The organism is Rhizobium sp. CRRU65 (genome assembly GCF_048551595.1).
Lineage (GTDB): Bacteria > Pseudomonadota > Alphaproteobacteria > Rhizobiales > Rhizobiaceae > Rhizobium > Rhizobium leguminosarum_J.
This window is the reverse complement of the sequence record NZ_JBLYZH010000015.1, coordinates 61,454-86,920: the sequence shown is the minus strand read 5'-3', so window position 1 is coordinate 86,920 and position 25,467 is coordinate 61,454. Positions and strand designations below refer to the sequence as shown.

Sequence of the window (25,467 nt, the reverse complement as noted above, 5' to 3'; positions counted from 1 at the left end):
CAGCGATTCCAATCGAGAAGGTATGAATTCTTACCATCCGGTAAAATGCCGATGATTTTCTTATAATGGCGCCAAGATCGTGCCGATACCGTGACGGCATGACCCAGCTCCTGTCCATATCGGCCAACACCGCCGCTATTGCGTTCGAGTCGCTCCGAATCCCGCAGCGTGTCGCGACGAGCACCGCCGCCCGCGATGCGCGCCGCGTTGCCGACCGGCAGTTGAAGGCCGAAGGCACCGAGGAAATAGACGAGCCCTCCAGCATCATCCAGTCGACCGAAGTGGCCCTCGACCTGATGGCCAAGGGCAATCGCCAGCCGCAGGCCGGCCTGAAACAGGCGCTGCGATCCTACGAAGACTTCTGAGGCCATCGCCTTCCAAACGAAAGCTCGCGACTGCCGTCACAGTCGCGGGCTTTTCTGTTTAACGAGTCTACTTTCATTTGCCCTGGGCGGAGAGCACCTGCAGGACGAGATCGACCTTGCCGGCCTTTTCGAAGATCAGCGTCACCGGCACCGTATCGCCCTGCTTGAACGGCGTCTTCACCTTCTGGAACATCAGATGCAGGTTGCCGGGCTTGAGCTTGACCGTCTCGCCGGCGGCGATGGCGATGCCGTCCTTCAGCTGGCGCATCCGCATGACGTTGTCCTTCGTCACCATCTCGTGGATCTGAACCTCACCAGCTGCGGGCGAACTGACGGACACCAGGCGATCGTCCGTCTGGCCGTTATTCTTCACCGTGAAGAAGCCGCCGCCGACCGGCTGGCCGGGCAGCATTGCCTTGGCGAAGCCACCGGAGACTTCGAGATCGCCGGCCTTGACCGTTTCGCCGGCCGGCGCCGCAGCGCCCATGCCCGCCGTCCCGCTCATGTTCATACCGGACATATCCATGCCGGCCATGTCGTCATGGTCATGGCCACCTTCGCCGGCGACGACCTTCAACAGCGGCGCCGGGCTTTTCAGTCCGTGCGCGTCGCCGCCTTCCGCCGCCACCTGATCCCAGGCCGTGACCGTCTCGCCGCACATCTGCGTCACCGGAAAGACGAGCGAGGAGCCGGCCTCGACACCCGATACCTTACCCTGGATGACGAAGGTATCGTAGAAATCGTCGGAGAGATTGCCGTTCCTCCAGCGCACTTCGATCGCGCCCGTCTTCACCTTGTCGCCGTGATTGTCGTAGGTCTTCTGGTAGTCGCCCTTGATCACCTCGAGCTCCCAGCCGGCCTTCGGCTGCGGCTTGGCGAAGACGAATCCCTCAGGCAGCTTGACTCGCACTTCCGTGGTCGCCTTGCCGTCGCAGCCATGCGGCACCTGCAGCGTGGCGAGAATGGTGCTGTCCTGCGTCGCCTCTCTGTCGAGGAAGGTCACATGCGCCTCGGCGCTGGCAAAGGCGGTCGCGGAAAGAACGGCGGCAAGCCCGAATGTCTTGCCAAATGTCTTGATAGTTTTCATCGGATGTCTCCTCGCCGGCCACGGACCTCTCTCGGGCGGACCGGCATGCTGCATCATGGATTGCGAAGGCAGATCAGGCGAGGATGGGAGGCGCGCGGGAATTCGGCCGGCTGACAGCGCTTGCGCCTGAAACGGCTGATGTTTCGATCGGCGAATTCATCAGCGAAGCGAGTTTGCGCTCGAGCCACGAGCCCGCATCCGGCGTCGGCAGGATGGTGGAGGCCGACAGCCGGCAGGCTTCGCAATTCGGCTTGAAGGCGACGGTCTTGCCGTCGGCATCCTTCACGGTGACGCAGAGCGAGGCGAAGGTGCCGTCGGGCAGCACATAGGCCGCGGCATCATAGCCTTCGGCGGCGACAGCCTGTGGCACCTGATGGGCGAGGCCGAGCAAAAGCAGGCTCAATGCGCAAAGCATGCGCAGGAAGAGCGTCGCTTTCAGTCCGGTCTGCTGCATGAGATCCCCTTCAACAGAAGGCCGCGATAGCCGGTTTTAGCACGGAATGCAAAAGCAGATTTGCCTGAGATCAACGCTTGCTGGGAATAAGACGACAAAAATTTGCCCGGTCACGACATTTGGTCTTGCCAAGTGCTGCACCCGCCGGATAATTGCGCCAACCTTGTTGGGAGAAGCCGGTGCTTTCGCCACCGGTGCCGAAGGAGCAACCGCCCCGGAAACTCTCAGGCAAAAGGACCAGCAAGGGGCAGACGGAACTCTGGAGAGAAGCGTTCTCGAAACGCTCGCCGAAGGGATAACAATCTCAGGCAAAGGGACAGAGGGGGCTCAGGAGAGAAGTGCGCAGCCGCGCCTTCAGATTTGAGCCCGCGCCTTCGTGAAGAAGGCGCAAACCCCGGAGGCGTCTTTTGGACGATACTGCTGCCCTGAAAAGAACCCCGTTGCATGCCCTGCATCTCCAGCTCGGCGCCCGCATGGTGCCGTTCGCCGGTTACGACATGCCGGTGCAATATCCGGCCGGCGTGATGAAGGAGCATCTTCATACCCGCGCCGAAGCCGGCCTCTTCGATGTCTCCCACATGGGCCAGGTCATCGTGAAGGCGAAGTCGGGCAGCTATGAGGATGCGGCTCTCGCGCTCGAAAGCCTGGTCCCCGTCGACATATTGGGCCTTGGCGAAGGCCGCCAGCGCTATGGCTTCTTCACCGACGATACCGGCTGCATTCTCGACGACCTGATGATCGCCCATGTCGACGACCACCTCTTCGTCGTAGTCAACGCCGCCTGCAAGGAGGCCGACGTCGCCCATTTGCAGGCACACATTAGCGACCAATGCGACATCACCGTCCTCGATCGCGCCTTGATCGCGCTGCAGGGACCGCGCGCCGTTGCGGTTCTTGCCGAACTCTGGGCCGATGTCGCAGCGATGAAATTCATGGACGTGCGCCACTGCCGTCTGCACGACGTTTCCTGTCTGGTCTCGCGCTCCGGCTATAGCGGCGAGGACGGCTTCGAGATCTCGATTCCATCAGACAAGGCCGTGGATGTCTCCAAGCGGCTGCTCGAACATCCGGACGTCCAGGCGATCGGCCTTGGCGCTCGCGATTCGCTGCGCCTCGAAGCCGGCCTCTGCCTCTACGGCAACGATATCGACACGACCACCTCGCCGGTCGAGGCCGCACTCGAATGGGCTATGCAGAAAGCAAGGCGCGGCAGCGGTGCGCGCGCCGGCGGCTTCCCGGGCTCTGGCCGCATCCTCTCCGAACTCGAAAACGGCGCCGCACGCCGCCGCGTCGGCCTGAAGCCAGAAGGCAAGGCGCCAGTGCGCGGCCATGCCAAGCTCTATGCCGATGCCGAGGGCAATATCGAAATCGGCGAGGTCACCTCGGGCGGCTTTGGCCCCAGCGTCGAAGGCCCCGTCGCCATGGGCTACGTGCAGCTCTCCCATGCTGCGGCAGGCACGCTCGTCTACGCCGAGGTGCGCGGCAAATATCTGCCGACCACCGTCAGCGCCCTGCCCTTCGTCACACCGACCTACAAACGCTAAACCTTTTCCAGAGAGGACCAACCATGCTGAAATTTACCGAAGAACACGAATGGCTGAAGATCGAAGGCGGCGTTGCGACGGTCGGCATCACCACTTATGCCGTCGATCAGCTCGGCGACTTGGTTTTCGTCGAACTGCCGGAAGTCGGCGCGACCTTCTCCAAGAACGGCAATGCCGCGACCGTTGAATCGGTCAAGGCTGCTTCCGACGTCTATTGTCCGCTGGATGGCGAGATCACCGAGGTCAATCCGGCCATCGTTGCAGATCCATCGCTGGTCAATTCCGATCCTCAGGGCGCCGGCTGGTTTTTCAAGCTGAAGCTTGCAAATGCTGCCGACGCCGATGGCCTGCTCGACGAGGCGGCCTACAAGGAGCTCACTGCGTAATGACGACGCCGACAGAATTCCAGTTCACCGACTATCAGCCCTACGATTTCGCCAATCGCCGCCATATCGGCCCCTCGCCGGCCGAGATGACCGACATGCTGAAGGTGATCGGTTATAACAGCCTCGACGGCCTGATCGACGCGACGCTGCCGCCCTCGATCCGCCAGAAGGCGCCGCTCGTCTGGGGCGCGCCGATGACCGAGCGCGAGGCGCTCGACAAGCTGCGCGAGACCGCCAACAAGAACAAGGTGCTGGTCTCGCTGATCGGCCAGGGTTATTACGGCACGATCACGCCGCCGGTCATCCAGCGCAACATCCTGGAAAACCCGGCCTGGTACACCGCCTATACGCCTTACCAGCCGGAGATCAGCCAGGGCCGCCTGGAAGCGCTGCTGAACTACCAGACGATGGTCTGCGACCTCACCGGCCTCGACGTCGCCAACGCCTCGTTGCTCGACGAGGCGACCGCCGCCGCCGAAGGCATGGCGATTGCCGAGCGCGTCGCCAAGTCGAAGGCGAAGGCCTTCTTCGTCGATGCCGACTGCCATCCGCAGACCATTGCCCTGATCCGCACCCGCGCCGAGCCGCTCGGCTGGAGCGTCATCGTCGGCAATCCCTTCACCGATCTCGATCCCGTCGACGTCTTCGGCGCGATCTTCCAATATCCCGGCACGCACGGTCACGTGCATGATTTTACCGGCCTGATCTCGCGCCTGCACCAGACCGGCGCCATAGCGATCGTCGCCGCCGATATCCTGGCGCTGACGCTGCTGAAATCGCCCGGCGAAATGGGTGCCGATATCGCCGTCGGATCCTCGCAGCGCTTCGGTGTGCCGGTCGGCTACGGCGGCCCGCATGCGGCCTATATGTCGGTCAAGGATGCCATCAAGCGTTCCATGCCCGGCCGCCTCGTCGGCGTTTCCGTCGATGCCCGCGGCAACCGCGCCTATCGCCTGTCGCTGCAGACCCGCGAACAGCATATCCGCCGCGAAAAGGCGACGTCGAACATCTGCACCGCCCAGGTACTGCTTGCCGTGATGGCCTCGATGTACGCCGTCTTCCACGGCCCGAAGGGTATCAAGGCGATCGCCCAGCAGGTGCACCAGAAGGCCGTGCTGATGGCCAAGGGCCTGGAAAAGCTCGGTTATAAGGTCGAACCCGAGACCTTCTTCGACACGATCACCGTCGATGTCGGCCATATGCAGGGTCTCATCCTGCGTGCCGCCGTCGCCGAAGGCGTCAATCTGCGCAAGGTCGGCGAAACCAAAATCGGCATGAGCCTCGACGAACGCACCCGGCCGGCGACGCTCGAAGCCGTCTGGCGCGCCTTCGGCGGCAATTTTACCATTGCCGATTTCGAGCCTTCCTACCGCCTGCCGAAGGGCTTGCTCCGCACCAGCGATTACCTCACCCATCCGATCTTTCACATGAACCGCGCCGAAAGCGAGATGACGCGTTACATCCGCCGGCTCTCCGACCGGGATCTGGCGCTCGACCGCTCGATGATCCCGCTCGGTTCCTGCACGATGAAGCTCAATGCGACGGCGGAAATGCTGCCGATCACCTGGCCGGAATTTTCCGACATCCATCCCTTCGTGCCGGCCGACCAGGCGCTCGGCTACCGCGAGATGATCGACGACCTGATCGAAAAGCTCTGCGCCGTCACCGGCTACGACGCCTTCTCCATGCAGCCGAATTCCGGCGCGCAGGGCGAATATGCCGGCCTGCTGACGATCCGCAACTATCATATCGCCAATGGCGACGGCCATCGCGACGTCTGCCTGATCCCGACCTCTGCGCATGGCACCAACCCGGCCTCGGCTCAGATGGTCGGCATGAAGGTCGTCGTCGTCAAGGTGCGCGAAAATGGCGATATCGATCTCGACGATTTCCGCGCCAAGGCTGAGCAGCATGCGGCAAACCTCTCCTGCTGCATGATCACCTACCCTTCGACGCACGGCGTCTTCGAGGAGACCGTCAAGGAAATCTGCGACCTCGTGCACGAGCATGGCGGCCAGGTCTATCTCGACGGCGCCAACATGAACGCCATGGTCGGCCTATCCCGCCCCGGTGACATCGGCTCCGACGTTTCGCATCTCAATCTGCACAAGACCTTCTGCATTCCGCATGGCGGCGGCGGACCCGGCATGGGCCCGATCGGCGTCAAGGCGCATCTGGCCCCCTACCTGCCCGGCCATCTCGAAACCGACGGCCGTCCGGGTGCGGTCTCGGCCGCCGCCTTCGGCTCCGCCTCGATCCTGCCGATCTCCTGGAGCTATTGCCTGATGATGGGCGGCGAAGGCCTGACGCAGGCGACCAAGGTGGCGATCCTCAACGCCAACTATATCGCCACCCGGCTGAAGGGCGCCTATGACGTGCTCTACAAGTCGTCTGCCGGCCGCGTCGCGCATGAATGCATCATCGACACCCGTCCGCTGGTCGACAGCTCGGGTGTCACCGTCGACGACGTCGCCAAGCGGCTGATCGACTGCGGCTTCCATGCGCCGACCATGAGCTGGCCGGTCGCCGGCACGCTGATGATCGAGCCGACGGAAAGCGAGACCAAGGCCGAACTCGACCGTTTCTGCGAGGCGATGCTGGCGATCCGCGAGGAAGCCCGCGCCATCGAGGATGGCCGCATGGACAAGGTGAACAACCCGCTGAAGAACGCTCCGCACACGGTGGAAGACCTCGTCGGCGAATGGGACCGCCCCTACTCACGCGAACAAGCCTGCTTCCCGCCCGGTGCCTTCCGCGTCGACAAATACTGGTCGCCGGTCAACCGCGTCGACAATGTCTATGGCGACCGCAACCTGATCTGCACCTGCCCGCCGGTGGAAAGCTACGCAGAGGCCGCCGAATAGCGGTCAAGCCTGACGCTGTAGCGACGGGCCCAGCAATCTGAGCCCCTTCCATCATGGGAGTGGCTTTCCTAATTCTGATAGAAATGTGCGGCTAACCTGTCTTGTTAGCCGATCCAGGTTCAATTCCTCGGCAGGGGCACCAGTTTCCCAGTTCCCCTGCTCTCTATCAGCGTCGAAGCGTGCCGGTTTGCGGGCTAGAACAGGATGATTTTAGGCCGGGTCGGCCTAAAATCTGAATCCTGTTCTACATTATATAGTTAGAGCATGATGTCGTCCGAAAACCGCTTACACTTTTCGGCATCATGCTCTAGAAGCGCTCGCCGACCATATGCTCGCTTTTCGTCCACAATCCCCTGGCCGTCTCGGGATCGAGCGCGTAGGTACGCACGCCTTCGGAAATCGGGCTGATCTCCGCATCCGTCACTTCGGAGACGTGGCAATTCTCGCAATATCTGCCACCGACCGCGTCTGCCGGGGCGACGAAACCTGCCCAGACGGAGGTAGCCGCACCCTGAGGAATCGTCTTCCACTGGAAAGGCGGCTTGCCCTCGGCGGAGAGTGCTGCGTTGATCTGCGTTATCATGCCTTCAATCATGTCAGGGTCGAGATGACGGTCGAGCTCGGTCTGGATGCCGCCGGGATGCAGTGCCGTTGCACGGATGTCGCGCTCCTTGAGGCGCCGGTCGAGTTCCACCGCGAACAGGATATTTGCGGTTTTCGACTGGGCATAGGCCGCCCAGGGCTCATAGGTCTTGCTCTCGAAATTGAGGTCATCGAGGCTGAAAGGTGCCATGCGATGGCCCGAGGATGCGACGATCACCACTCGGCCGCCCGATTTGACGAGCGGTGCGATGCGGTTGACCAGCACGAAATGACCGAGATGGTTGGTGCCGAACTGCGTTTCGAAGCCATCGGCGGTGCGGCCGAAGGGAGCGGCCATCACGCCGGCATTGGCAATGACGACATCGAAGGGCCGGCCATCCGAAATGAGCGCATCGGCACAGGCGCGCACGCTTGCCAGAGAGGCAAGATCAAGCTCGACGATATCAAGGCTGCCGCCATTGGCCGCACCGGCACGCACGACTTCCGTTGCCGCCCTCGCCTTTGCAAGGTCACGTGCCGTACCCGTCACCTGCGCTCCATGGGCTGCCAACACACGCGCGGTTTCCACGCCGAGGCCGGCCGAAACACCCGTCACCAGAACACGCTTGCCCTTGAGATCGACGCCGGCGAGCACCTCATCGGTGGTCGATGTCGCGCCAAAAAGTCCACTCATGATTATCTCCTTGATCATGGACGCACCGCTCCAGGCTGGTGGACCATTGCCCGCCGGCCTCAACTGAAATAAAAGGAGGATGCCTCCAGATAAATATGGAGGGTACCTCCGCTTATCAAGGGGACCTCTCGGAAATGGCCGAAAAAAGCGACGAGCCCACCGCCCGAAAGCCGCGTGCGGATGCCGAACGCAATCGTCTTCTGCTGATGGAGACGGCAAAGACCGTCTTTGCCGACAAGGGTTCCAGCGCCAGCCTGGAGGAAATCGCCCGCATCGCCGGCGTCGGCATCGGCACGCTCTATCGCCATTTCCCGACCCGCGACGCACTGGTTTCCGCCATCTACCGCAACGAGACGGCGCAGCTTGCCGCTGCCGCCAAAAGCCTTGCCGAGACACATCCGCCTGTCGAAGCGCTTCGCCTGTGGCTGGTGCAATTCGTCGACTATGTCGTGACGAAACACGGCATGTCCGAAGTGCTGGATTCTTTGGTCGGCGGCACCTCCGAGCTCTATGCCGATTCTGCCGATTTGATCATAGGTGCCGTCAATCTGCTGGTGGATCGCGCAGTCGCCACCGGTGAAATCCGTCTGGCGATGGACCCGCTCGATATCCTGCGCGCCCTGGCCGGCGGCGCGAGCATCAGCAGTGGCCCCGCCTGGCGGGAGGCGGCAAGGCAACTCATCGATATTCTGATTGCGGGTATGAGAGCCAGTCGCTGAGGCTGTCGTACCATTGCGGCACGGCTGTCTCAGATGACGGTTGGGGACATCGACATGGAGGGTTTCCGCGCGCAAGGTGGAAGAACTTGTCGGCGATTGGGAGCCGCGAACAGGCCTGCTTTCCACCCGGCGCCTTCCGTGTCGACAAATACTGGTCGCCGGTCAACCGCGTCGACAACGTCTATGGCGATCGCAACCTGATCTGCACCTGCCCGCCGGTGGAAAGCTACGCAGAGGCGGCTGAGTAGCAGCGTTAGGCAAAGCTCCTTCCCCAGGTTGGGAGGGTCTGCATGCTTTTGGTGCGCAAGGATCAAATTTAACCTTTCTTAGCAAGTCTCTGTTAGCAATTCAGAAAGGCGGCTTCCATCAACATGGATCTCCGTCGATCCCTTGTTCTGCGTGCAGGTTCTTATGCGTACATCGGCAGTGCCAGCAATCCTCCTCGCCGCCCTGATCCTGTCGGGATGCGCCGCCAGTTCTGGCGCCGAAGATGTGCTGGGCAACGTGCCGTCGTCGGAAACGACCAATGCCATCGCCCAGCCAAGCGGCCCGATTCCTGCCGCTGCCGTGGGCGATCCTGCGCCGCAGGCAAGCCCGCCGCAGCAAGCGTTGCGCTGGGCGGGAGAGGAGCCGCAGGCGCTCGTGCCCGCCGACAGGCCGGTTGGCATGCCGCTGCCGACAGATAAACCGGTCGCGCTGCTGATGCCGGCCAATCCCGCCGGCAATGCAATGCCCGATGTCGGCACGAGATCGCCGACACGCGGCCAAATTTACGGCCACCGCTTCCGCGATGCCAAGCCGATCAACTTCGGCTCCACCTCGCCGAGAAAGCTTGCCGTGCATGGCGTCGATGTCTCGCGTTGGCAGGGCGAGATCGACTGGGAAACGTTGCGGAGGCAAGGCGCCAATTTCGTCTACATCAAAGCCACGGACGGCGGCGATCACCTTGATCCGATGTTCAAGAAAAACTGGCGCCGCGCCAAGGAAGCCGGCCTGAAACACGGCGCCTATCACTTCTTCTACTGGTGCCGGACAGCCGGCGAACAGGCCGACTGGTTCATCCGCAACGTGCCAAGGGAAGCCAACGCTCTTCCGCCCGTCATCGACGTCGAATGGAACGGCGAATCGAGCTGCAAGAGGCGCATCTCGCCTGCACGTGTCCGGGAAAAGATGCAGGTCTTCATGGACAAGCTGGAGCGCTATTACGGCCAGCGCCCGATCATCTACACGGCGCCGGACTTCTACCGCGACAATTTGAAGGGCCAACTGCTCGACTACCCCTTCTGGCTGCGCTCTGTGGCCGCTCACCCCTCCAAGGTCTATCCGGGTCGCAAGTGGCTGTTCTGGCAATATTCCGGCTCCGGCCTTTCCGATGGCGTTGACGGCAAGATCGACCTCAACGTGTTCAACGGCAATGAAAGCGATTGGCACGACTGGGTGGCGTCGCGATAGCCGAAGCTGGCAATGGCTCCGCGCCACGTCCTCACGCGGACTTCTGCACCTTCACCGGCACGCCTTTGTAGGCAGGCGTTCCCGATTTCCGGTCGTAATCGCCAAGCGCGATGACCCTGTTCATCTCGGGATAATATCCGGCGATGGAGCCAACAGGGATGTCGTAGGCCACTGCGGTGAAGCCTCTGACCGCCCTGCTGCTGGTTTCAGCGACCGACTCGATATCAACCTTATCGCCATCGGCGAGGCCGCGTGCGAAGAGATCCCCGCTGTTCATGAAGATCACGTCACGGCGGCCGAAGACGCCACGATAGCGGTCGTCAAGGCTATAGATTGTCGTGTTGTACTGGTCGTGACTGCGCAGCGTTGTCAGAACCAGTGTGTCTGCGTCTGCAAGGCGCGGATCTTCCTCCAGCCCAGGCGCGATGAGGAACTGTGCTTTTCCTGAGGGCGTGCGCCATTGCCGGTCGGAGGCCGCCACCGTAAGCCGGAAGCCGCCGGGTTTCCTGACCCGTGTGTTGAAATCATGGAAATCGGGAAAGACCACTTCGATCTTTTCCCGAATGCGATTGTAATCGCTGATCATCCCGTCCCAATCGATACCGTATTTGACGCCGAGCGTTGCCTTGGCGATGCCGGCGATGATCGCCGGTTCGGATCTCAGCTCTTCGCCTGGTGGTTTCAGGAAGCCGCGCGAGGCGTGCACCATCGACATGGAATCCTCGACGGTCACCGATTGTGGTCCCGTCGTCTGAATATCCTGGTCGGTGCGGCCGAGAACGGGAAGGATGATGGAGGTTCGGGCGATCAGCAGGTGCGAGCGGTTGGGCTTTGTCGCCAGATGGACGGCAAGGTCGAGCTTGCGCATGCCGGCGAATGTCGCCTCCGGATCGGATATGGCGACGGCGAGATTGCCGCCGAGGCAGACCAGCGCCTTCGACCGGCCTTCGATGATCGCCTCGATGGCCTCGACGGCGTTATGGCCCTTCTCCTCCGGCGGGCGAAAGCCAAAGGCCTTCTCCATGCCGTCGAGAAGCGCCATGTTGGGGATCTCGGTGATTCCGACGGTCCGGTCGCCCTGAACGTTCGAATGCCCCCGCAGCGGGCAGATACCGGCGCCCTGGCGGCCGATATTTCCCCGCAACATCAGGAAATTGGCAAGCTGCTGGACATTGGCAGTGCCGTGGCTGTGCTGGGTGATGCCCATGCCATAGCAGAGGATGACGTTGCGGGCGTTGAGATAGACATCAACGGCGCTGTCGAGCGCCTCGAGCGTCAATCCCGATCTCTTCAGGATCGACGCCCACTCCGTCTTTGCAATATCGGCCTTAAGAGCCGCCAGTCCGATCGTGTGGGCTTCGATGAATTCCCGGTCGAGAAAGCCTTTGCCGCCTGCCGCGATATCGGCATCGTCGCGCTCGAATATCCGCTTCATCAGGCCCTTGAGGGCAGCGAGATCCCCTCCGGTGCGCAGCTGATGATAAGCAGATGCGATCGGCGTCGAAGACATCGTCGCCATTTCCACCGGGTTCTGCGGTGCCGCAAATTTCTCGAGCGCGCGTTCTTTCAGGGGATTGAAGACCACGATCGGGACGCCGCGCCTCGCGGCATCATGCAGAGTGGTCATCATCCGCGGGTGGTTGGTGCCGGGATTGTGGCCGAAGCTGAAGATCGCATGGGCATGATCGAAATCTTCCAAGGTCACCGTGCCCTTCCCGACCCCGATCGAGTCGGGCAGACCGACGCTGGTCGCCTCATGGCACATGTTCGAGCAGTCGGGAAAATTGTTGGTGCCGTAGGCCCTGACGAAAAGCTGGAACAGGAAGGCTGCCTCGTTCGAGGCGCGTCCCGATGTGTAGAATTCGGCCATGTCAGGATCGGGCAGTTTGCGCAGTTCGGCGCCGATCAGCGTGAATGCTTCCTCCCAGCCGATCGGCAGGTAGCGGTCGCTGGCGTGATCATAGACCAGCGGATGCGTCAGGCGGCCCTGGTCTTCCAGCTGATGGTCGTTCCATTGCCACAGTTCGGCGACCGTATGCGCCGCGAAAAAGTCAGGCCCGGCACGTTTCGCCGTGGATTCCCAGGTGATCGCCTTGGCGCCGTTTTCACAGAACTCGAATGAACTCGTATGTTTGGGATCGGGCCAGGCGCAGCCCGGACAATCGAACCCCTCGGGCTGATTGGCTTTCAGCAGCGTCGCAGCCCCCTGCGCAATGACCTGCTGGCGCGCAAGGGTTTCGGCGACGGCTTTGAGTGCACCCCAACCGCCGGCAGGGGCCGTGTATTTCTCGATGCCTTTCGGCCGCTTCTTGGTCATCACCTGCTCCACAAATCCGTCCGAGGGCCAGCGCCTATTATCAATGCAAAGGGATGCCATGCGATAGATGGCGCGGACATCCTTTTAAAAGATCGGACCGCTCCGAGGGGGCGGAGCGGTCCTGGCGGATCATGGGATCCACGAGACTCGGCGCGGGAGGGGACATGCCGATGTCTATCGGCACATTCGCGGTGCCGGTCTCCACATGGAAGTCACTTCCGAGAGACAGCCAGACCTTACGTCCCGGCAGCAGACCACGAAACTATACATAGGTATGGGGGATCTTGTTGATACCATATTGCCCAAGCTCGTGGTGCCCGCTGAGACCTAAACAGAAGGATAGGTCCGGCTACACCAGCATTGAATGTCCTGCTTTCCAAACCTGCTCTACGGTTCTTTCAAGGCCAGCGAAGCAGGAACGCCAAATTGACGGCCGCGCAGCCAGATCGCTCATTCCCGAAATCCCCAGCCAGGGAGAACAGCCATGGACCGTATCGAACTCGAAAACCGTCGCAAGGCGTCGCTTGCCACTCCGTCCGACCTTGCCTCCAACGCGACCGCCGACATCTCGGGCCCGCTGGCAGCGCTGCTTGCCGATACCTTTGCCCTCTATCTCAAGACCAAGAACTTCCATTGGCATATGAGCGGCCCGCATTTTCGCGATTATCACCTCCTGCTCGACGAACAGGGCGACCAGATTTTCGCGATGACCGATGCGATCGCCGAGCGCGCCCGCAAGATCGGCGGCATGACGATTCGCTCGATCGGTCATATCGGCCGGCTGCAGCGCCTTCTCGATAATGACGCCGATTTCGTCACGCCGCGCGACATGCTCGCAGAACTGAAAGACGACAACCAGCAGCTCATCTCGTTCATGAGGCAGGCGCACGAGGTCTGCGCCGAGCATAACGACGTCGCCACATCAAGTCTGCTCGAAGTCTGGATCGACGAGACGGAACGCCGCGCCTGGTTCCTGTTCGAAACAACCCGGAACGCCGCATAACCGGCTGACCGTCCGCTGGAAAGGGTAATGTCATGACCACTATCCGGACACTTGAGGATCCTCAACTCGGAAGATTTGGTCTTCTGGCGAAGGCGGCCGCCAACGGATCAGCTTTCGTCGACACTTGTTATGAAGCGCTATGTCACGGACGCGAATGGCCTCCGTTGCGGTCGTTCGGGAACCATGTCAATCGACGCCGGCTGATCATCGGCCAGTTGCTCATCCTGGCTGCGGCGCTTGCATTTGCAGCCGCCGCATCGCCCATGTCGGCCCTGGTGGCGGCGTCTCTTATCGCCGCCGCAGGCTCCACTGCCGCTTATCCTGGATACAGTGCCGTGCCGATCCTGAACAGAGGCGACGGCACGAGGCCCTGACCTAAGGCTTTTGCTAACACAAAGCCTTCAGCATTTCCTAAAGCCTCGCAGCTACAAGCTTACCATCCAGTTCTGGGGAAACGGCTGATGAGCATATCGGGCATTACGAGCACTGCTCTTTCGGGAATGCGGGCACAGACGACGCGAGTTAGCGCGATTGCCAACAACATCGCAAATAGCAGCACGCCGGGCTATGCCAGGCTGAACACCAGCCTCACCTCCGTTGAGTCAGGCGGCGTGCAGGCCGTCGTCAGCCCGACTGCGTCAGATGTCGATCCGGCTGCCGAACTGACCGACCTGATCGAAGCCGATCAGAGCTACAAGGCGAACGCCGTGGTCTTCGAGACCGGCGCCGACATGTGGGAAATGCTCATGAGCATCAAGCGCGACTGAACACACCCGATTTCATCGGAGACTTGCTGGCCGAGAATTTTCCGCCGCTCTGAAGCTGTCAGGAATGCGCCGGTTCGCCCTGGCGCTGGGCGGCAAGGGCCGCGAGATCGGCAGGCTTCAGCTCGACGGATTCACCGCAGCCGCAGGCCGATGTCTGGTTCGGATTGGTGAAGGTGAAGCCGGAGCGGAGCGTCGTCACCTCGAAGCCCATCTCGGTGCCGAGCAGATAGAGAGCTGCGGATGGCTCGACCCAGACTTTGGCACCGTCGCGCTCGATCAGGTCGTCCTTGGCGTTGGGCTCGGTCACCAGGTCGATGGTATATTCCATCCCGGCGCAGCCGCCCTTCTTGATGCCGACGCGCACACCCTTGGCGTCAGGCCCCGAGTTCTCGACGATTGTCTTGACGCGGGCCGCAGCACCGTCCGTCATGCTCATGATTGCAAAGCCCATCGGCCCCATTCTCCTTCCGCAACCGGGGTCAAGATCCGGCGCTTCGTGATTCAAATGTAGTCTTCCGAGGTAAACGGATCAATACCACGGTGCCGTATCAGTACCAGCCGACGGCGACCTGCGCCTCTTCCGACATGCGGTCCGGCGTCCACGGCGGATCGAAGGTCATGGCAACCTCGACGCCCGACACGCCTTCGACGGCGCCGACGGCGTTTTCGACCCAGCCGGGCATCTCGCCGGCAACCGGGCAGCCGGGTGCAGTCAACGTCATCATGATTTTCACCATCCGGTCGTCCTCGATGTCGATCTTGTAGATCAGACCGAGCTCGAAGATGTCGGCGGGAATTTCCGGATCGTAGACCGTCTTCAGCGCGCTGATGACGTCGTCGCTGAGTCGCGCCAGCTCATCGGCCGGAATGCTGGAATGCACGATGCCTTCGCGCACGTCGATCTTCTGTTCGCTTTCGTCCAGGCTCATCACGGACACTCCTCAAGCAAAGAACTTGCGCGCATAATCAAGCGCATCGGCCAGGGCATCGACCTCGGCGCGGGTATTGTACATGCCGAAGGATGCACGGCATGTGGAGGTGACGCCGAAGCGTTTCAAGAGCGGCATGGCGCAATGCGTGCCGGCCCTGACTGCAACACCCTGCCGGTCGATCACCATCGAGACGTCGTGGGCATGAATGCCGGCAAGTTCGAAGGAAAAGATGCTGCCCTTGTCGGGCGCCGTGCCGAAGACTCGCAGCGAATTGACGGATTTCAGCCGCTCGACCGCATAGGCGGCAAGATCGGCCTCATGCCGGGCGATCGCCTCGCGGCCGATCTTCTCCATATAATCGAGCGCATAACCGAGCCCGATCGCCTGCACGATCGGCGGTGTGCCTGCCTCGAAGCGATGCGGCGGGTCGTTATAGGTAACCACGTCCTCGGCGACTTCGAAGATCATCTCGCCACCGCCCTGGAAGGGGCGCATCTCAAAAAGCCGCTCCTTCTTGCCATAGAGCACGCCAATGCCCGATGGGCCGTAGAGCTTGTGGCCGGTCATGACGTACCAGTCGCAATCGATATCCTGCACGTCAACAGGCAGATGCACGGCGCCCTGGCTGCCATCGATCAGCACCGGGATGCCGCGCTCATGCGCGATCCGGCAGACTTCCTTGACGGGAACGATCGTGCCGAGCGCATTCGACATATGGGTGATGGCGACGAGCTTGGTGCGCTCCGTCAGGCTCTTTTCGAAATCCTCGATATGGAAGGCGCCCTCGTCGTCAACAGGCACCCAGACCAGTTTGGCCCCCTGCCGCTCGCGGATGAAGTGCCAGGGCACGATGTTGGAATGATGCTCCATGATCGTCAGCACGATCTCGTCGCCTTCACCAATCTTCGGCATGCCCCAGCCATAGGCGACGGTGTTGATCGCTTCCGTCGAATTCTTGGTGAAGACGATGTCGTTCACCGAAGGCGCATTGAGGAAGCGGCGGACCTTCTCGCGCGCTGCCTCATAGGCGTCCGTGGCCGCATTCGAGAGATAGTGCAGGCCACGATGCACATTGGCATATTCATGGCTATAGGCATGCGAGATGGCGTCGATCACCACCTGCGGCTTCTGCGCCGATGCGCCGTTGTCGAGATAGACCAGCGGCTTGCCATGCACCTTCTCCGCGAGAATCGGAAAATCCCGGCGGATGGCTTCGACGTCGTATGGCTTGGCCGGCACTATCTTGTCCATTGATATATCCGATCAGGCGTGCTTTTCGAGCCAGGCCGAAATCACGCCTTCCAGCGCCTCGACCAGGGCTTCATCATCAAGTTCCTCGACGATTTCGGCAACGAAAGCGTTGACGAGCATCGCCCGCGCCTTGTTCTCCGGAATGCCGCGCGCCATCATGTAATAGAGATGGTTGGCGTCGATATCGGTCACCGTGGCGCCGTGGCCGCACTGCACGTCGTCGGCGAAGATTTCGAGCTCGGGCTTGACCGAGAATTCGGCATCGTCGGACATCAGCAGCGTGTTGCAGGCCATCTTGGCATCGGCCTTCTGCGCATCGGGCGCCACCCGGATCATGCCCTGGAAGACACCCTTGGCACGGTCGAAGACGACGTTGCGGATGACTTCGGTCGACCCGGTATTCGGCACGTCGTGGCCGAGTACCATCGTCACGTCGGTATGCGTGTCGCCGCCGAGCAGATTGATGCCGCGCAGCGTCAGGTCGGCGCCCTCGCCTGTCACCTTGATATGCAGCTCCTGGCGCACCAGCTTGCCGCCGGCATTGATGACAAAAAGCCGGAGCTTGGCGTCTGCGCCGAGATCGATGCGGATCTGGCCGAGATGCGTATCGTCGGCTCCCTGCTGCTGCAGGATGATCCAGGTCAGTTCCGTGCCTTCGCCGACCGTGATGTCGGTGACGTGGGACACCAGCGCAGCATCGCCGGTCACCGTGCGGTGACGCTCGATGACCGTCGCCTTGACACCGGCGCCGAAGGACACAGGCAAGCGAGTATGCGTCTGCCCGCCCGCATGGATGAACTGGATTTCGAGCGGGTTTTCAAGCTCGGTCTCGGCAGGCACGTCGATGACATAGCCATCGCGCACGAAGCTGCCATTGATGCGGCCGACCGCGTCGTCGCTGCCGAGCGCATCCAGGCCATCCGCGGCGGAGCCGTCGAGCAGATGTTCGGAATAGGCCGAAACGCCAAGACCGTCGGCCGTAGCCTTCTGGTTGGAATGGCCTTGGATCACCGCCAGCACCGTGGCATCAGCAACGAGCGGCTCCAAAGCCTCCGAGCCGGCATCGCCCGCCTGCTGCGGAACGGTGCGCAGCAGATTCTTGAGGTCGGTATAATGCCAGGCTTCGATCCGGCGCGTCGGCAGGCCGGCCTTCTTCAGGTCGTCGAGAAGCCGGTCGCGCAGGGCCGTCACCGCGCCATTGCCCGGCAGTTCGCCGATCTGCTGATTGAAGGCCTCGATCAGCGCCGTCTCGGCCGCAGTCAGGCGGCTCGTCGTCTGCATGTTCATGGACATCATCCTTTCCACCCGAAACTCAGGCCGCCGTGCCGATGATGTCGGCATAGCCGTTGGCTTCCAGCTCATGCGCCAGCGTCTTGTCGCCCGACTTGATCACCTGGCCCTTGTAGAGCACGTGGACGGTATCCGGCACGATATAGTCGAGCAGGCGCTGGTAGTGGGTGATGACCACGACCGCGCGGTCCGGCGAACGCAACGCGTTGACGCCGTCGGCGACGATCTTCAGCGCATCGATGTCGAGGCCGGAATCGGTTTCGTCAAGCACGCAGAGCTTCGGCTCGAGCAGCGCCATCTGCAGGATTTCGGCCCGCTTCTTCTCGCCGCCGGAGAAGCCGACATTCAGCGGGCGCTTCAGCATCTCGGTATTGATCTGCAGCTTGCCGGCGGCATCCTTGACGCGGCGCATGAAGTCCGGCGTCGTCAGCTCGTCCTCGCCACGCGCTTTGCGCTGCTCGTTCATCGCCACCTTCAGGAACTGCATGGTGGCAACACCCGGGATTTCGACCGGGTACTGGAAGGCAAGGAAGATACCCTTGGCGGCGCGTTCGGCCGGATCGAGCTCGAGAATGCTCTCGCCATTGTAGAGAATGTCACCCTCGGTGACTTCGTAATCGCTGCGGCCGGAAAGGACGTAGGAGAGCGTCGACTTGCCGGAGCCGTTCGGCCCCATGATCGCGGCGACTTCACCGGCCTTCACCGTCAGGTTCAGGCCACGGATGATCTCGGTGCCGTCTTCGGCGATACGGGCATGAAGGTTCTTAATTTCAAGCATCTTTGGTTCCTGCGTTTTTCTCTGCGCAGCTCACTAGGAGCCTCGCGTAATTTCTAAGGGACATCGACATGTTGCGCTCGGCGCTATCGAGCAAAAAAACGGACGACGCGGAAAACCGCGACCGTTACGAGCCCAACCCATTCGAGAAAATCCGAGATCCCCTGAAAGATCATTCCCGGTTTTTCCATGCGCTGCCGGAGAAACACATAAGGCTGCTCCGGCGGCGTTTCGGTCTCGTTTCTTAGCTCGCGGGGGCGAATTTTCGCCAATATCTCCCCGCGCATATTCGTCAGACGTTCAAGAATGCGCTTCTTGTCCGCTTCGCTCATGTCAGCCCACAGAGCCTTCCAGCGAAATGCTGATCAGCTTCTGCGCCTCGATGGCAAATTCCATCGGCAGTTCCTGCAGGACTTCCTTGACGAAGCCGTTGACGATCAGTGCGATCGCCGCTTCGGTCGGGATGCCGCGCTGCAGGCAGTAGAACAGCTGGTCCTCGGAGATCTTCGAGGTTGTCGCCTCATGCTCGAACTGCGCCGTCGAATTCTTCGCCTCGATGTAGGGCACGGTATGGGCGCCGCACTTGTCGCCGATCAGCAGCGAATCGCACTGGGTGAAGTTGCGCGCATTCGATGCCTTGCGGTGAGCCGAGACCTGGCCGCGATAGGTGTTGTTGGAAACGCCGGCCGCGATGCCCTTGGAGACGATGCGGCTCGACGTGTTCTTGCCGAGATGGATCATCTTGGTGCCACTGTCGATCTGTTGGTGGCCGTTCGACACAGCGATCGAGTAGAACTCGCCGCGGCTATCGTCGCCGCGCAGGATGCAGGACGGATACTTCCAGGTGATCGCCGAGCCGGTTTCGACCTGCGTCCAGGAGATCTTTGAACGGTCGCCGCGGCAATCGCCACGCTTGGTGACGAAATTGTAGATGCCGCCCTTGCCGTTCTTGTCGCCCGGATACCAGTTCTGCACCGTCGAATATTTGATCTCCGCATCGTCGAGCGCAACCAGCTCGACCACGGCGGCATGCAGCTGGTTTTCGTCGCGCTGCGGCGCCGTGCAGCCTTCGAGATAGGAGACGTAGGCGCCCTCTTCGGCAATGATCAGCGTGCGCTCGAACTGGCCGGTGCCCTTCTCGTTGATGCGGAAATAGGTCGACAGCTCCATCGGGCAGCGAACGCCCTTCGGCACGAAGACGAAGGAACCGTCGGTAAAGACCGCCGAATTCAGCGTCGCGTAATAATTGTCCGTGGTCGGTACGACCGAACCGAGGTACTTCTGCACCAGTTCCGGATATTCGCGGATGGCTTCCGAGATCGACATGAAGATCACGCCGGCCTTCTTCAGCTCTGCCTTGAAGGTGGTGACGACCGAGACGCTGTCGAAAACGGCGTCGACGGCGATCTTTGGCCTCTCGACACCGGCAAGGATCTCCTGCTCACGCAGCGGAATGCCGAGCTTCTCATAGACCTTCAACAGCTCCGGATCGACCTCGTCGAGCGACTTCGGACCCGGCGTGCTTTTCGGCGCGGCGTAATAATAGATGTCGTTGAAATCGATCTTGGGATAGTCGACGCGCGCCCAGGTCGGCTCTTCCAGCGTCAGCCAGCGACGATAGGCCTCGAGACGCCATTCCAGCATCCACTCAGGCTCCTGCTTCTTCGCCGAAATGAAACGAATGATGTCCTCAGACAGGCCTTTCGGCGCCTTGTCCATCTCGATGACGGTCTCGAAACCGTATTTATACTGGTCCACATCGATCAGGCGGACCTGGTCGATTGTTTCCTGCACGGCAGCCATCTCATTCTCCAATCTCGCCGGATACAAGGTCCGGCAGCTTGTAGTGTTTGGGCAATTGTCTTGCCCTTTATGTAAGGGGCCAAAAGGGACTTTTCAGCCCGATTGGCAAGCAGAAATTTGCGTTTCCGCAAGTTTTGACACAGGGCAAGCCGCCTCGCCAGCCGACCTGCGTCGGTTGGCGATCTTTGCGAAAGCCGCAATCGCCCTGTCGATATCCTCTTCCGTCGTCGAAAAGCCGAGCGAAATGCGCAGCGCTCCGAGCTTGGCGTCACGTCCCATCGCCGTCAGCACATGGCTTTCGCCAAGCCGGCCCGATGAGCAGGCCGAACCTGCGGAAAGTGCAACGCCTTCGAGATCGAAGGCGATCTGTCCGGTCTCGGCCTTCAGCCCCGGCAGGGTGAAGAAGATCGTATTGGCGACACGCTCGCCACCCTCGCCGTGGATCATCACGTCGGCTGCCGTCTGACGCATGCCGGCTTCGAGCCGCTCGCGCAACGCGCCGATTGCCGCATTGCGCGCCTCGAGTTCGTCGACCGCCGCTTCTGCTGCCGCGCCAAAGCCGATCAGCGCCAGCGAATTCTGTGTCCCCGAGCGGTGACCCCGCTCCTGTCCGCCGCCCTGGATCAGCGGCCTGGGCATCAGCGCCTCGCCGCGCGCAATGAGCGCGCCGGCCCCCTTCGGCCCGCCGATCTTGTGCGAGGAAACGATCATGAAGTCGGCGCCGATCTTCTCTATATCGAGCGCGATGCGGCCGGCCGCCTGCACGGCGTCGACGACGAAGAGGCCACCATGGGCATGGACGATCTTTGCCGCCGCCTCGACAGGCTGCACGATGCCCGTCTCATTGTTGACGAGCATGATAGCGACCATCGGCAGGCCGGCAGCCTTGTCATGCGCTTCGAGCAAGCGGCCGAGCGCATCGAGATCGACGATGCCGGCTTCCGTCACCGGGATCTCCGTCATCGTCTCTCTGGCGAAGCGGCCGCCTTCGCGCACCGCCGGATGCTCGATCGCCGAAAAATAAAGCTGGCCGAGCCGAAGCGGCGTGCGGCCCATGCGGAAATCCGGCGTCAGCACCAGATTGGCGGCCTCAGTCGCGCCGCTGGTAAAGACCACATTGCCGGCGTCGGTGCCGACCAGTGCCGCCACTTTGCGTCGTGCGCCTTCGATCGCAGCGCGGGCGGCACGCCCTTCGCCGTGAACGGAATTTGGATTGCCGAAAATGTCGATGGCGCGCATGATCGTCGCGCGTGCCGTGGGGTGCAGCGGCGCTGTGGCATTCCAGTCGAGATAAAGGCGTGGCGGCGCCATGATCTTCAGTCCTGCGCTTGACGAGCTTGCTTCGGCACCCGCGGCTCATTTTTCTTGAAATTTCCGCCGGGCTTGCCTTATGACACATTCCACGATGCGTGGATCGCCATGCAAGTTTCGAATTGTTCTAAACTGCGTTTTAGAAAAGCTGACAACACTAGTCAAGTCATGTTGTCATCCAACGCAGCGCGAACGCGAAATAAAACCCGGAGTACCAATGCCCGAAGTTATTTTCAACGGCCCAGCCGGCCGTCTTGAAGGCCGCTACCAGCCCTCCAAGGAAAAAAGCGCGCCCATCGCGCTCATTCTGCATCCGCATCCTCAGTTCGGCGGCACGATGAACAATCAGATCGTCTACCAGCTCTTCTATATGTTCCAGAAGCGTGGGTTCACGACGCTGCGCTTCAATTTCCGTGGCATCGGCCGCAGCCAGGGTGAATTCGACCACGGCGCCGGCGAACTCTCGGACGCTGCCTCGGCGCTCGATTGGGTGCAGAGCCTGCATCCTGATTCCAAGACCTGTTGGGTCGCCGGTTATTCCTTCGGCTCCTGGATCGGCATGCAGCTCCTGATGCGCCGGCCGGAGATCGAGGGCTTCATGTCGATCGCGCCGCAGCCGAACACCTATGATTTCTCCTTCCTGGCGCCCTGCCCCTCTTCCGGCCTGATCATTAATGGTGAGGCCGACAAGGTGGCGCCGGAAAAGGATGTCAACGGCCTGGTCGAGAAGCTGAAGACCCAGAAGGGCATCCTCATCACCCACCGCACCGTTACCAACGCCAACCACTTTTTCAATGGCCAGGTGGAAACGCTGATGGGCGAATGCGAGGATTACCTCGACCGTCGTCTCAACGGCGAACTGGTGCCGGAACCCGCCGCCAAGCGGATTCGCTGACACCCAAATCTCGGCCTCATCGAGGCCATGACGGTCCGCAACACAACCGGGCCGGCTGTCCCGGAACAGATCACCTACCGTGTTGCAATCCATGTTGCAGTGCGGTAGGGTCCTCGCGATCCTAACAAAAGCGAGGTCCGTAATGACCAAGTCGTTCGGGGAAGTCCTGGATAAGTATAGGGGAATTGGTCCGGGGTTCGATTTTCTTCGAATAGGGCTCGCCTTTTCCATCGTATTGACCCATTCCTTTTTGTTAACCGACAACAATGACTTCATCAGGGGGTCAGTATTCTGGTTTACTGAATACGCTCTTGTTCCGATGTTCTTCGCTTTGAGCGGATTTCTGATTGCCGGTAGCGCCCAGCGCTTGAGCCTTCGGAATTTTCTGATCAACCGAGGCTTGCGCATCGTCCCGGCCCTTGCCGTCGATATCGTCGTTTGCTCGCTGATCATCGGGCCGATCATTACGGTCGTTTACCACTCCGAATATTTTACCGATCAGCGGTTTTTCAAATACTTCCTGAATATCGTCGGCTGGATCCATTACGAGCTTCCGGGCGTCTTCCAGGACAATCCGAGCCAGCGTGTCAACGGCGCTCTGTGGACGGTTCCCTGGGAAATCTTCTGCTACATCATCATGTCGTTCCTGATGATCACCGCCATCGTCAAGACGCGCTACAAGCTGCTGGCGGTGACGATCGCCTACATCGTCATCGGCCTTATCGTGCAGAAGATGCCCTATCTGCTGCCAGGCTCGATCAAGCCGATCGCTCGCTTCCTGTTCATGAGCCGCGGCTCCCAGCTGATAACGGCCTTCATGATGGGCATCGTCGTCTTTCAGTTCAAAGCGGTCATTCCGCATTCTCGCTGGCTGTTTGCCGCCGCCTGCCTGGTTTGCATCGTCGCTATCCTCACCCTCGACAGCAGTGCGACGGAATCGGTGATGAACCGGCCCCTGGTCATCACCTCTCTCGTTTACATCACCGTCTTCGTCGGCCTGTCCGAGGTGCCCATTCCGGCCTTTTTCAGGAAAGGCGACTATTCCTACGGCGTCTATCTCTATCACGACCCGTTTTTGCAGATCTGGATCAGTTCGTTCCCATCAGTGTTTCTCTACCCGAAATACGGTGCGCTGGCGCTCTATCTCGTCGGCCTGCCATCGGCTCTCGCCGTTGCCGTGCTGTCCTGGCATTTCATCGAGAAGCCGATCCTCGGCCTTCGTAAGAAGTTCTCATTCATCGCCCAGGTCAGGGGCGTCGAGGATGGCAATCAGGCTGGGCGCGAATCCCATGTCCGGCCGGTCGCCGTAAAGAGTTAGAGCTTTGCCGGCCGCATACTGGCGATAAGTTCGAAAGCCGTGCCAAGCACTCCATCGATCAGGATCGGCGCGCGTTCGCGCATGCCGATCTTTCTGAGGACGCATTGCGAGGCAATGTTTTCGGGATGCGTGAAGGCGATGAAGCCGGATGCAAACTGCCGTTCGAAGAACCAGTCGGCCAACGCGCTCGCCGCTTCGGTCGCCAGGCCCTTGCCCCAAGCCTCCTCGCGCAGGGAATAACCGAGTTCGAATTGCTCGTTCCTGAACCTCGAAATCCCCGCGCGGCCGACGAAGCTGCCGTCCTCGGCAAGGAGCTTGTATTTGGTCGTGCCGTCGCGCGCCTGCTCCTCGAACCAGCCCTGCAGCCGCTGCTCAGCCTTCTCGAGGCTCCAGGGTGCGATGCCGGAGAGATAGCGTGTCGTCGCCATGGTCGAATGCAATTGCTCTACGAGGGCGGCATCGCCTTCGTCCCACATGACGAGGCTGAGCCGTGGCGTCTTCAGCATGACCCTCTGCTCTCTCATGCCGTTGCCAGCACCCCACCGCTGACGGGAGCGTCGACGCCCGTCGTGCCCGGAAATGTCAGCGGCAGCCCATCCAGCGACCGGACGGCGAGATAGGCCCAGGCCTCGGCTTCCATCGCATCGCCGTCGAAGCCTGCCTCCTCCGCCGTCAACACCTTCGATCCCAGCCGTTCGGCCATGGCCGAGAACTCCGCCATCACGGTGGCGTTCAGCCGCCCGCCGCCGCAGACGATATAGATCGCTGGGGTCTCGGGAAGGAAGTTGGCAGATATGATGATCGACGCGGCGGCGACATGGGCCAGCGTGCGTGCGCCGTCTTCGAGGCTCGCGTCCTCCGGCCGAAGCGGCGCGAAATCGCCGCGGTCCAGCGAACGGCGAACATTGCCGCGGAAGAACGGGCTTTGCAGATAACGTTCCGCCAGGCTGGCCACCACCCTGCCGCGTCCGCCGATCTCGCCGCCGGGATCATAGGTTTTGCCGGTCTGCATCTCCACCCACTGGTCGATCAGCGTATTGCCCGGACCGCTGTCGAAGGCCGATATCCGGCCGTCCGTGCCGATAAAGGTGAGATTGGAGATGCCGCCGATATTGACGAAGCACACCGCCTGTCCCGCCTGCTGGAATTTTCCTGCAAGTGCTGCGTGATAGGCTGGCACCAGCGGCGCTCCCTGCCCGCCATGGACCATGTCGTTGGCGCGCATGTCGTAGACCACCGATATGCCGGTTCTCTTCGCAAGTTCCTGGCCGTCGCCGATCTGGATCGTCAATCCCTCATCAGGGCGATGAAGCACCGTCTGGCCATGGAAGCCGAGAATATCGACGGCATCGGCAGAAAGCCCGAAACGCTCCAGGAATACCGTAACGGCAATTGCATGCCGCAACGTCAGTTCAAGCTCGATATCGCGAAGCTCAGCCGGTCGCTGGCTTCTCTCACTGAGTGGACGCGACAGTTCCAGCGCCCGTTTGAGCTGCCCGCGAAAATCCGCGCCATAGGGCACGCCCATGAACGGGCCGCGCTCGATAAAGCCGCGGCCGTCGGTCCTGATCAACGCGACGTCGATTCCGTCCATCGACGTGCCGCTCATCAGCCCGATCGCGGTCCTGATGACATCCATGAGGCTTGCCTCCCATGCG

The 25,467-nt window shown here is 61.2% G+C and carries 25 protein-coding genes and 2 riboswitches; of the genes, 11 read left to right on the top strand and 14 right to left on the bottom strand.

Annotated elements, in window-relative coordinates; translation table 11 throughout:
- Positions 1–98 precede the first annotated feature (98 nt).
- Positions 99–365: a hypothetical protein gene (locus ACM5SV_RS26390; protein WP_012757583.1), complete on the top strand. Its 267-nt coding sequence runs from the start codon at positions 99–101 to the stop codon at positions 363–365.
- Positions 366–438: 73 nt separating this feature from the next.
- On the opposite strand, the gene ACM5SV_RS26385 is transcribed toward ACM5SV_RS26390, so the two are convergent.
- Positions 439–1,452: a copper chaperone PCu(A)C gene (locus ACM5SV_RS26385; RefSeq protein ID WP_012757584.1), complete on the bottom strand. Its 1,014-nt coding sequence runs from the start codon at positions 1,450–1,452 to the stop codon at positions 439–441.
- A 73-nt stretch (positions 1,453–1,525) separates the two neighbouring features.
- On the bottom strand, positions 1,526–1,906 hold the full coding sequence (locus tag ACM5SV_RS26380; protein ID WP_221964215.1) for a hypothetical protein: 381 nt from the start codon (positions 1,904–1,906) through the stop codon (positions 1,526–1,528).
- A 157-nt stretch (positions 1,907–2,063) separates the two neighbouring features.
- Positions 2,064–2,152: riboswitch (glycine riboswitch) on the top strand.
- A 3-nt stretch (positions 2,153–2,155) separates the two neighbouring features.
- A riboswitch (glycine riboswitch) is annotated at positions 2,156–2,236 on the top strand.
- A 77-nt stretch (positions 2,237–2,313) separates the two neighbouring features.
- On the opposite strand from ACM5SV_RS26380, the gene gcvT reads away from it, so the two are divergent.
- From gcvT to gcvP, 3 genes are read left to right on the top strand one after another with little or no spacing between them, the layout of a single operon-like run.
- Positions 2,314–3,450 carry a glycine cleavage system aminomethyltransferase GcvT gene (gene gcvT / locus ACM5SV_RS26375; protein WP_222017208.1) on the top strand — a complete coding sequence of 379 codons (1,137 nt, stop codon included), beginning with the start codon at positions 2,314–2,316 and terminating at the stop codon, positions 3,448–3,450.
- A gap of 23 nt (positions 3,451–3,473) precedes the next feature.
- Positions 3,474–3,836 carry a glycine cleavage system protein GcvH gene (gcvH, locus tag ACM5SV_RS26370; protein WP_017994172.1) on the top strand — a complete coding sequence of 121 codons (363 nt, stop codon included), beginning with the start codon at positions 3,474–3,476 and terminating at the stop codon, positions 3,834–3,836.
- Positions 3,836–6,700: an aminomethyl-transferring glycine dehydrogenase gene (gcvP, locus tag ACM5SV_RS26365; protein WP_222017211.1), complete on the top strand. Its 2,865-nt coding sequence runs from the start codon at positions 3,836–3,838 to the stop codon at positions 6,698–6,700. Before gcvH ends, gcvP begins: the two co-directional genes overlap by 1 nt.
- Positions 6,701–7,007: 307 nt before the next feature.
- Here the strand turns inward: gcvP and ACM5SV_RS26360 are convergent, their stop codons facing one another.
- Complete coding sequence (locus tag ACM5SV_RS26360) at positions 7,008–7,976, bottom strand: SDR family NAD(P)-dependent oxidoreductase (RefSeq protein ID WP_222017213.1); 969 nt, start codon at positions 7,974–7,976, stop codon at positions 7,008–7,010.
- 95 nt (positions 7,977–8,071) lie between these two features.
- Between ACM5SV_RS26360 and ACM5SV_RS26355 the strand changes: the two genes are divergently transcribed.
- The 3 genes from ACM5SV_RS26355 to ACM5SV_RS26345 all read left to right on the top strand — a co-directional run bounded on the left by ACM5SV_RS26355 (position 8,072) and on the right by ACM5SV_RS26345 (position 10,147).
- Complete coding sequence (locus ACM5SV_RS26355; protein ID WP_020486980.1) at positions 8,072–8,695, top strand: TetR/AcrR family transcriptional regulator; 624 nt, start codon at positions 8,072–8,074, stop codon at positions 8,693–8,695.
- An 86-nt stretch (positions 8,696–8,781) separates the two neighbouring features.
- The gene (locus tag ACM5SV_RS26350) at positions 8,782–8,943 is read left to right on the top strand and encodes a hypothetical protein (RefSeq protein WP_162770400.1); all 162 of its coding nucleotides are present in this window, start codon (positions 8,782–8,784) and stop codon (positions 8,941–8,943) included.
- 163 nt (positions 8,944–9,106) lie between these two features.
- Complete coding sequence (locus ACM5SV_RS26345; RefSeq protein ID WP_221964206.1) at positions 9,107–10,147, top strand: GH25 family lysozyme; 1,041 nt, start codon at positions 9,107–9,109, stop codon at positions 10,145–10,147.
- A 31-nt stretch (positions 10,148–10,178) separates the two neighbouring features.
- Here the strand turns inward: ACM5SV_RS26345 and ACM5SV_RS26340 are convergent, their stop codons facing one another.
- Complete coding sequence (locus ACM5SV_RS26340) at positions 10,179–12,464, bottom strand: FdhF/YdeP family oxidoreductase (protein ID WP_222017215.1); 2,286 nt, start codon at positions 12,462–12,464, stop codon at positions 10,179–10,181.
- 484 nt (positions 12,465–12,948) lie between these two features.
- Here ACM5SV_RS26340 and ACM5SV_RS26335 point away from each other — a divergent pair, with 484 nt between their 5' ends.
- On the top strand, positions 12,949–13,467 hold the full coding sequence (locus tag ACM5SV_RS26335) for a Dps family protein (RefSeq protein ID WP_012757593.1): 519 nt from the start codon (positions 12,949–12,951) through the stop codon (positions 13,465–13,467).
- A gap of 461 nt (positions 13,468–13,928) precedes the next feature.
- Positions 13,929–14,234, top strand: a complete 306-nt coding sequence (locus ACM5SV_RS26330) for a flagellar basal body rod protein FlgC (RefSeq protein WP_017994179.1) — start codon at positions 13,929–13,931, stop codon at positions 14,232–14,234.
- 58 nt (positions 14,235–14,292) lie between these two features.
- Here ACM5SV_RS26330 and sufA read toward each other — a convergent pair whose 3' ends face one another.
- The 8 genes from sufA to ACM5SV_RS26290 form a co-directional block, all read right to left on the bottom strand.
- Positions 14,293–14,685 (bottom strand): Fe-S cluster assembly scaffold SufA, encoded by a 393-nt coding sequence (sufA, locus tag ACM5SV_RS26325; RefSeq protein WP_222017217.1) that lies wholly within the window; start codon positions 14,683–14,685, stop codon positions 14,293–14,295.
- A 97-nt stretch (positions 14,686–14,782) separates the two neighbouring features.
- A complete protein-coding gene (locus ACM5SV_RS26320; RefSeq protein ID WP_003559708.1) occupies positions 14,783–15,163 on the bottom strand; it encodes an SUF system Fe-S cluster assembly protein in 381 nt (126 codons plus the stop codon).
- 12 nt (positions 15,164–15,175) lie between these two features.
- Positions 15,176–16,417, bottom strand: a complete 1,242-nt coding sequence (locus ACM5SV_RS26315; RefSeq protein WP_221970148.1) for a cysteine desulfurase — start codon at positions 16,415–16,417, stop codon at positions 15,176–15,178.
- 12 nt (positions 16,418–16,429) lie between these two features.
- Positions 16,430–17,704, bottom strand: a complete 1,275-nt coding sequence (gene sufD, locus ACM5SV_RS26310; protein ID WP_419425448.1) for a Fe-S cluster assembly protein SufD — start codon at positions 17,702–17,704, stop codon at positions 16,430–16,432.
- Between the two features lie 25 nt (positions 17,705–17,729).
- Complete coding sequence (gene sufC / locus ACM5SV_RS26305) at positions 17,730–18,485, bottom strand: Fe-S cluster assembly ATPase SufC (RefSeq protein WP_003539985.1); 756 nt, start codon at positions 18,483–18,485, stop codon at positions 17,730–17,732.
- A gap of 83 nt (positions 18,486–18,568) precedes the next feature.
- Positions 18,569–18,814, bottom strand: coding sequence for a hypothetical protein (locus ACM5SV_RS26300; RefSeq protein WP_012757599.1), 246 nt, complete (start codon positions 18,812–18,814; stop codon positions 18,569–18,571).
- A 1-nt stretch (position 18,815) separates the two neighbouring features.
- Positions 18,816–20,285, bottom strand: coding sequence for a Fe-S cluster assembly protein SufB (gene sufB, locus ACM5SV_RS26295; RefSeq protein ID WP_012757600.1), 1,470 nt, complete (start codon positions 20,283–20,285; stop codon positions 18,816–18,818).
- Positions 20,286–20,378: 93 nt separating this feature from the next.
- Positions 20,379–21,596 carry a cysteine desulfurase family protein gene (locus ACM5SV_RS26290; protein ID WP_222017223.1) on the bottom strand — a complete coding sequence of 406 codons (1,218 nt, stop codon included), beginning with the start codon at positions 21,594–21,596 and terminating at the stop codon, positions 20,379–20,381.
- Between the two features lie 217 nt (positions 21,597–21,813).
- Between ACM5SV_RS26290 and ACM5SV_RS26285 the strand changes: the two genes are divergently transcribed.
- Both ACM5SV_RS26285 and ACM5SV_RS26280 read left to right on the top strand, forming a co-directional pair.
- Positions 21,814–22,491, top strand: coding sequence for an alpha/beta hydrolase (locus tag ACM5SV_RS26285; protein ID WP_012757602.1), 678 nt, complete (start codon positions 21,814–21,816; stop codon positions 22,489–22,491).
- A gap of 142 nt (positions 22,492–22,633) precedes the next feature.
- A complete protein-coding gene (locus ACM5SV_RS26280) occupies positions 22,634–23,809 on the top strand; it encodes an acyltransferase family protein (RefSeq protein ID WP_012757603.1) in 1,176 nt (391 codons plus the stop codon).
- On the opposite strand, the gene ACM5SV_RS26275 is transcribed toward ACM5SV_RS26280, so the two are convergent.
- Complete coding sequence (locus tag ACM5SV_RS26275) at positions 23,806–24,333, bottom strand: GNAT family N-acetyltransferase (RefSeq protein WP_017994184.1); 528 nt, start codon at positions 24,331–24,333, stop codon at positions 23,806–23,808. The two genes, ACM5SV_RS26280 and ACM5SV_RS26275, sit on opposite strands and share 4 nt — an antisense overlap.
- On the bottom strand, positions 24,330–25,448 hold the full coding sequence (locus ACM5SV_RS26270) for an anhydro-N-acetylmuramic acid kinase (RefSeq protein ID WP_017994185.1): 1,119 nt from the start codon (positions 25,446–25,448) through the stop codon (positions 24,330–24,332). Before ACM5SV_RS26270 ends, ACM5SV_RS26275 begins: the two co-directional genes overlap by 4 nt.
- Between the last annotated feature and the right edge of the window lie 19 nt (positions 25,449–25,467).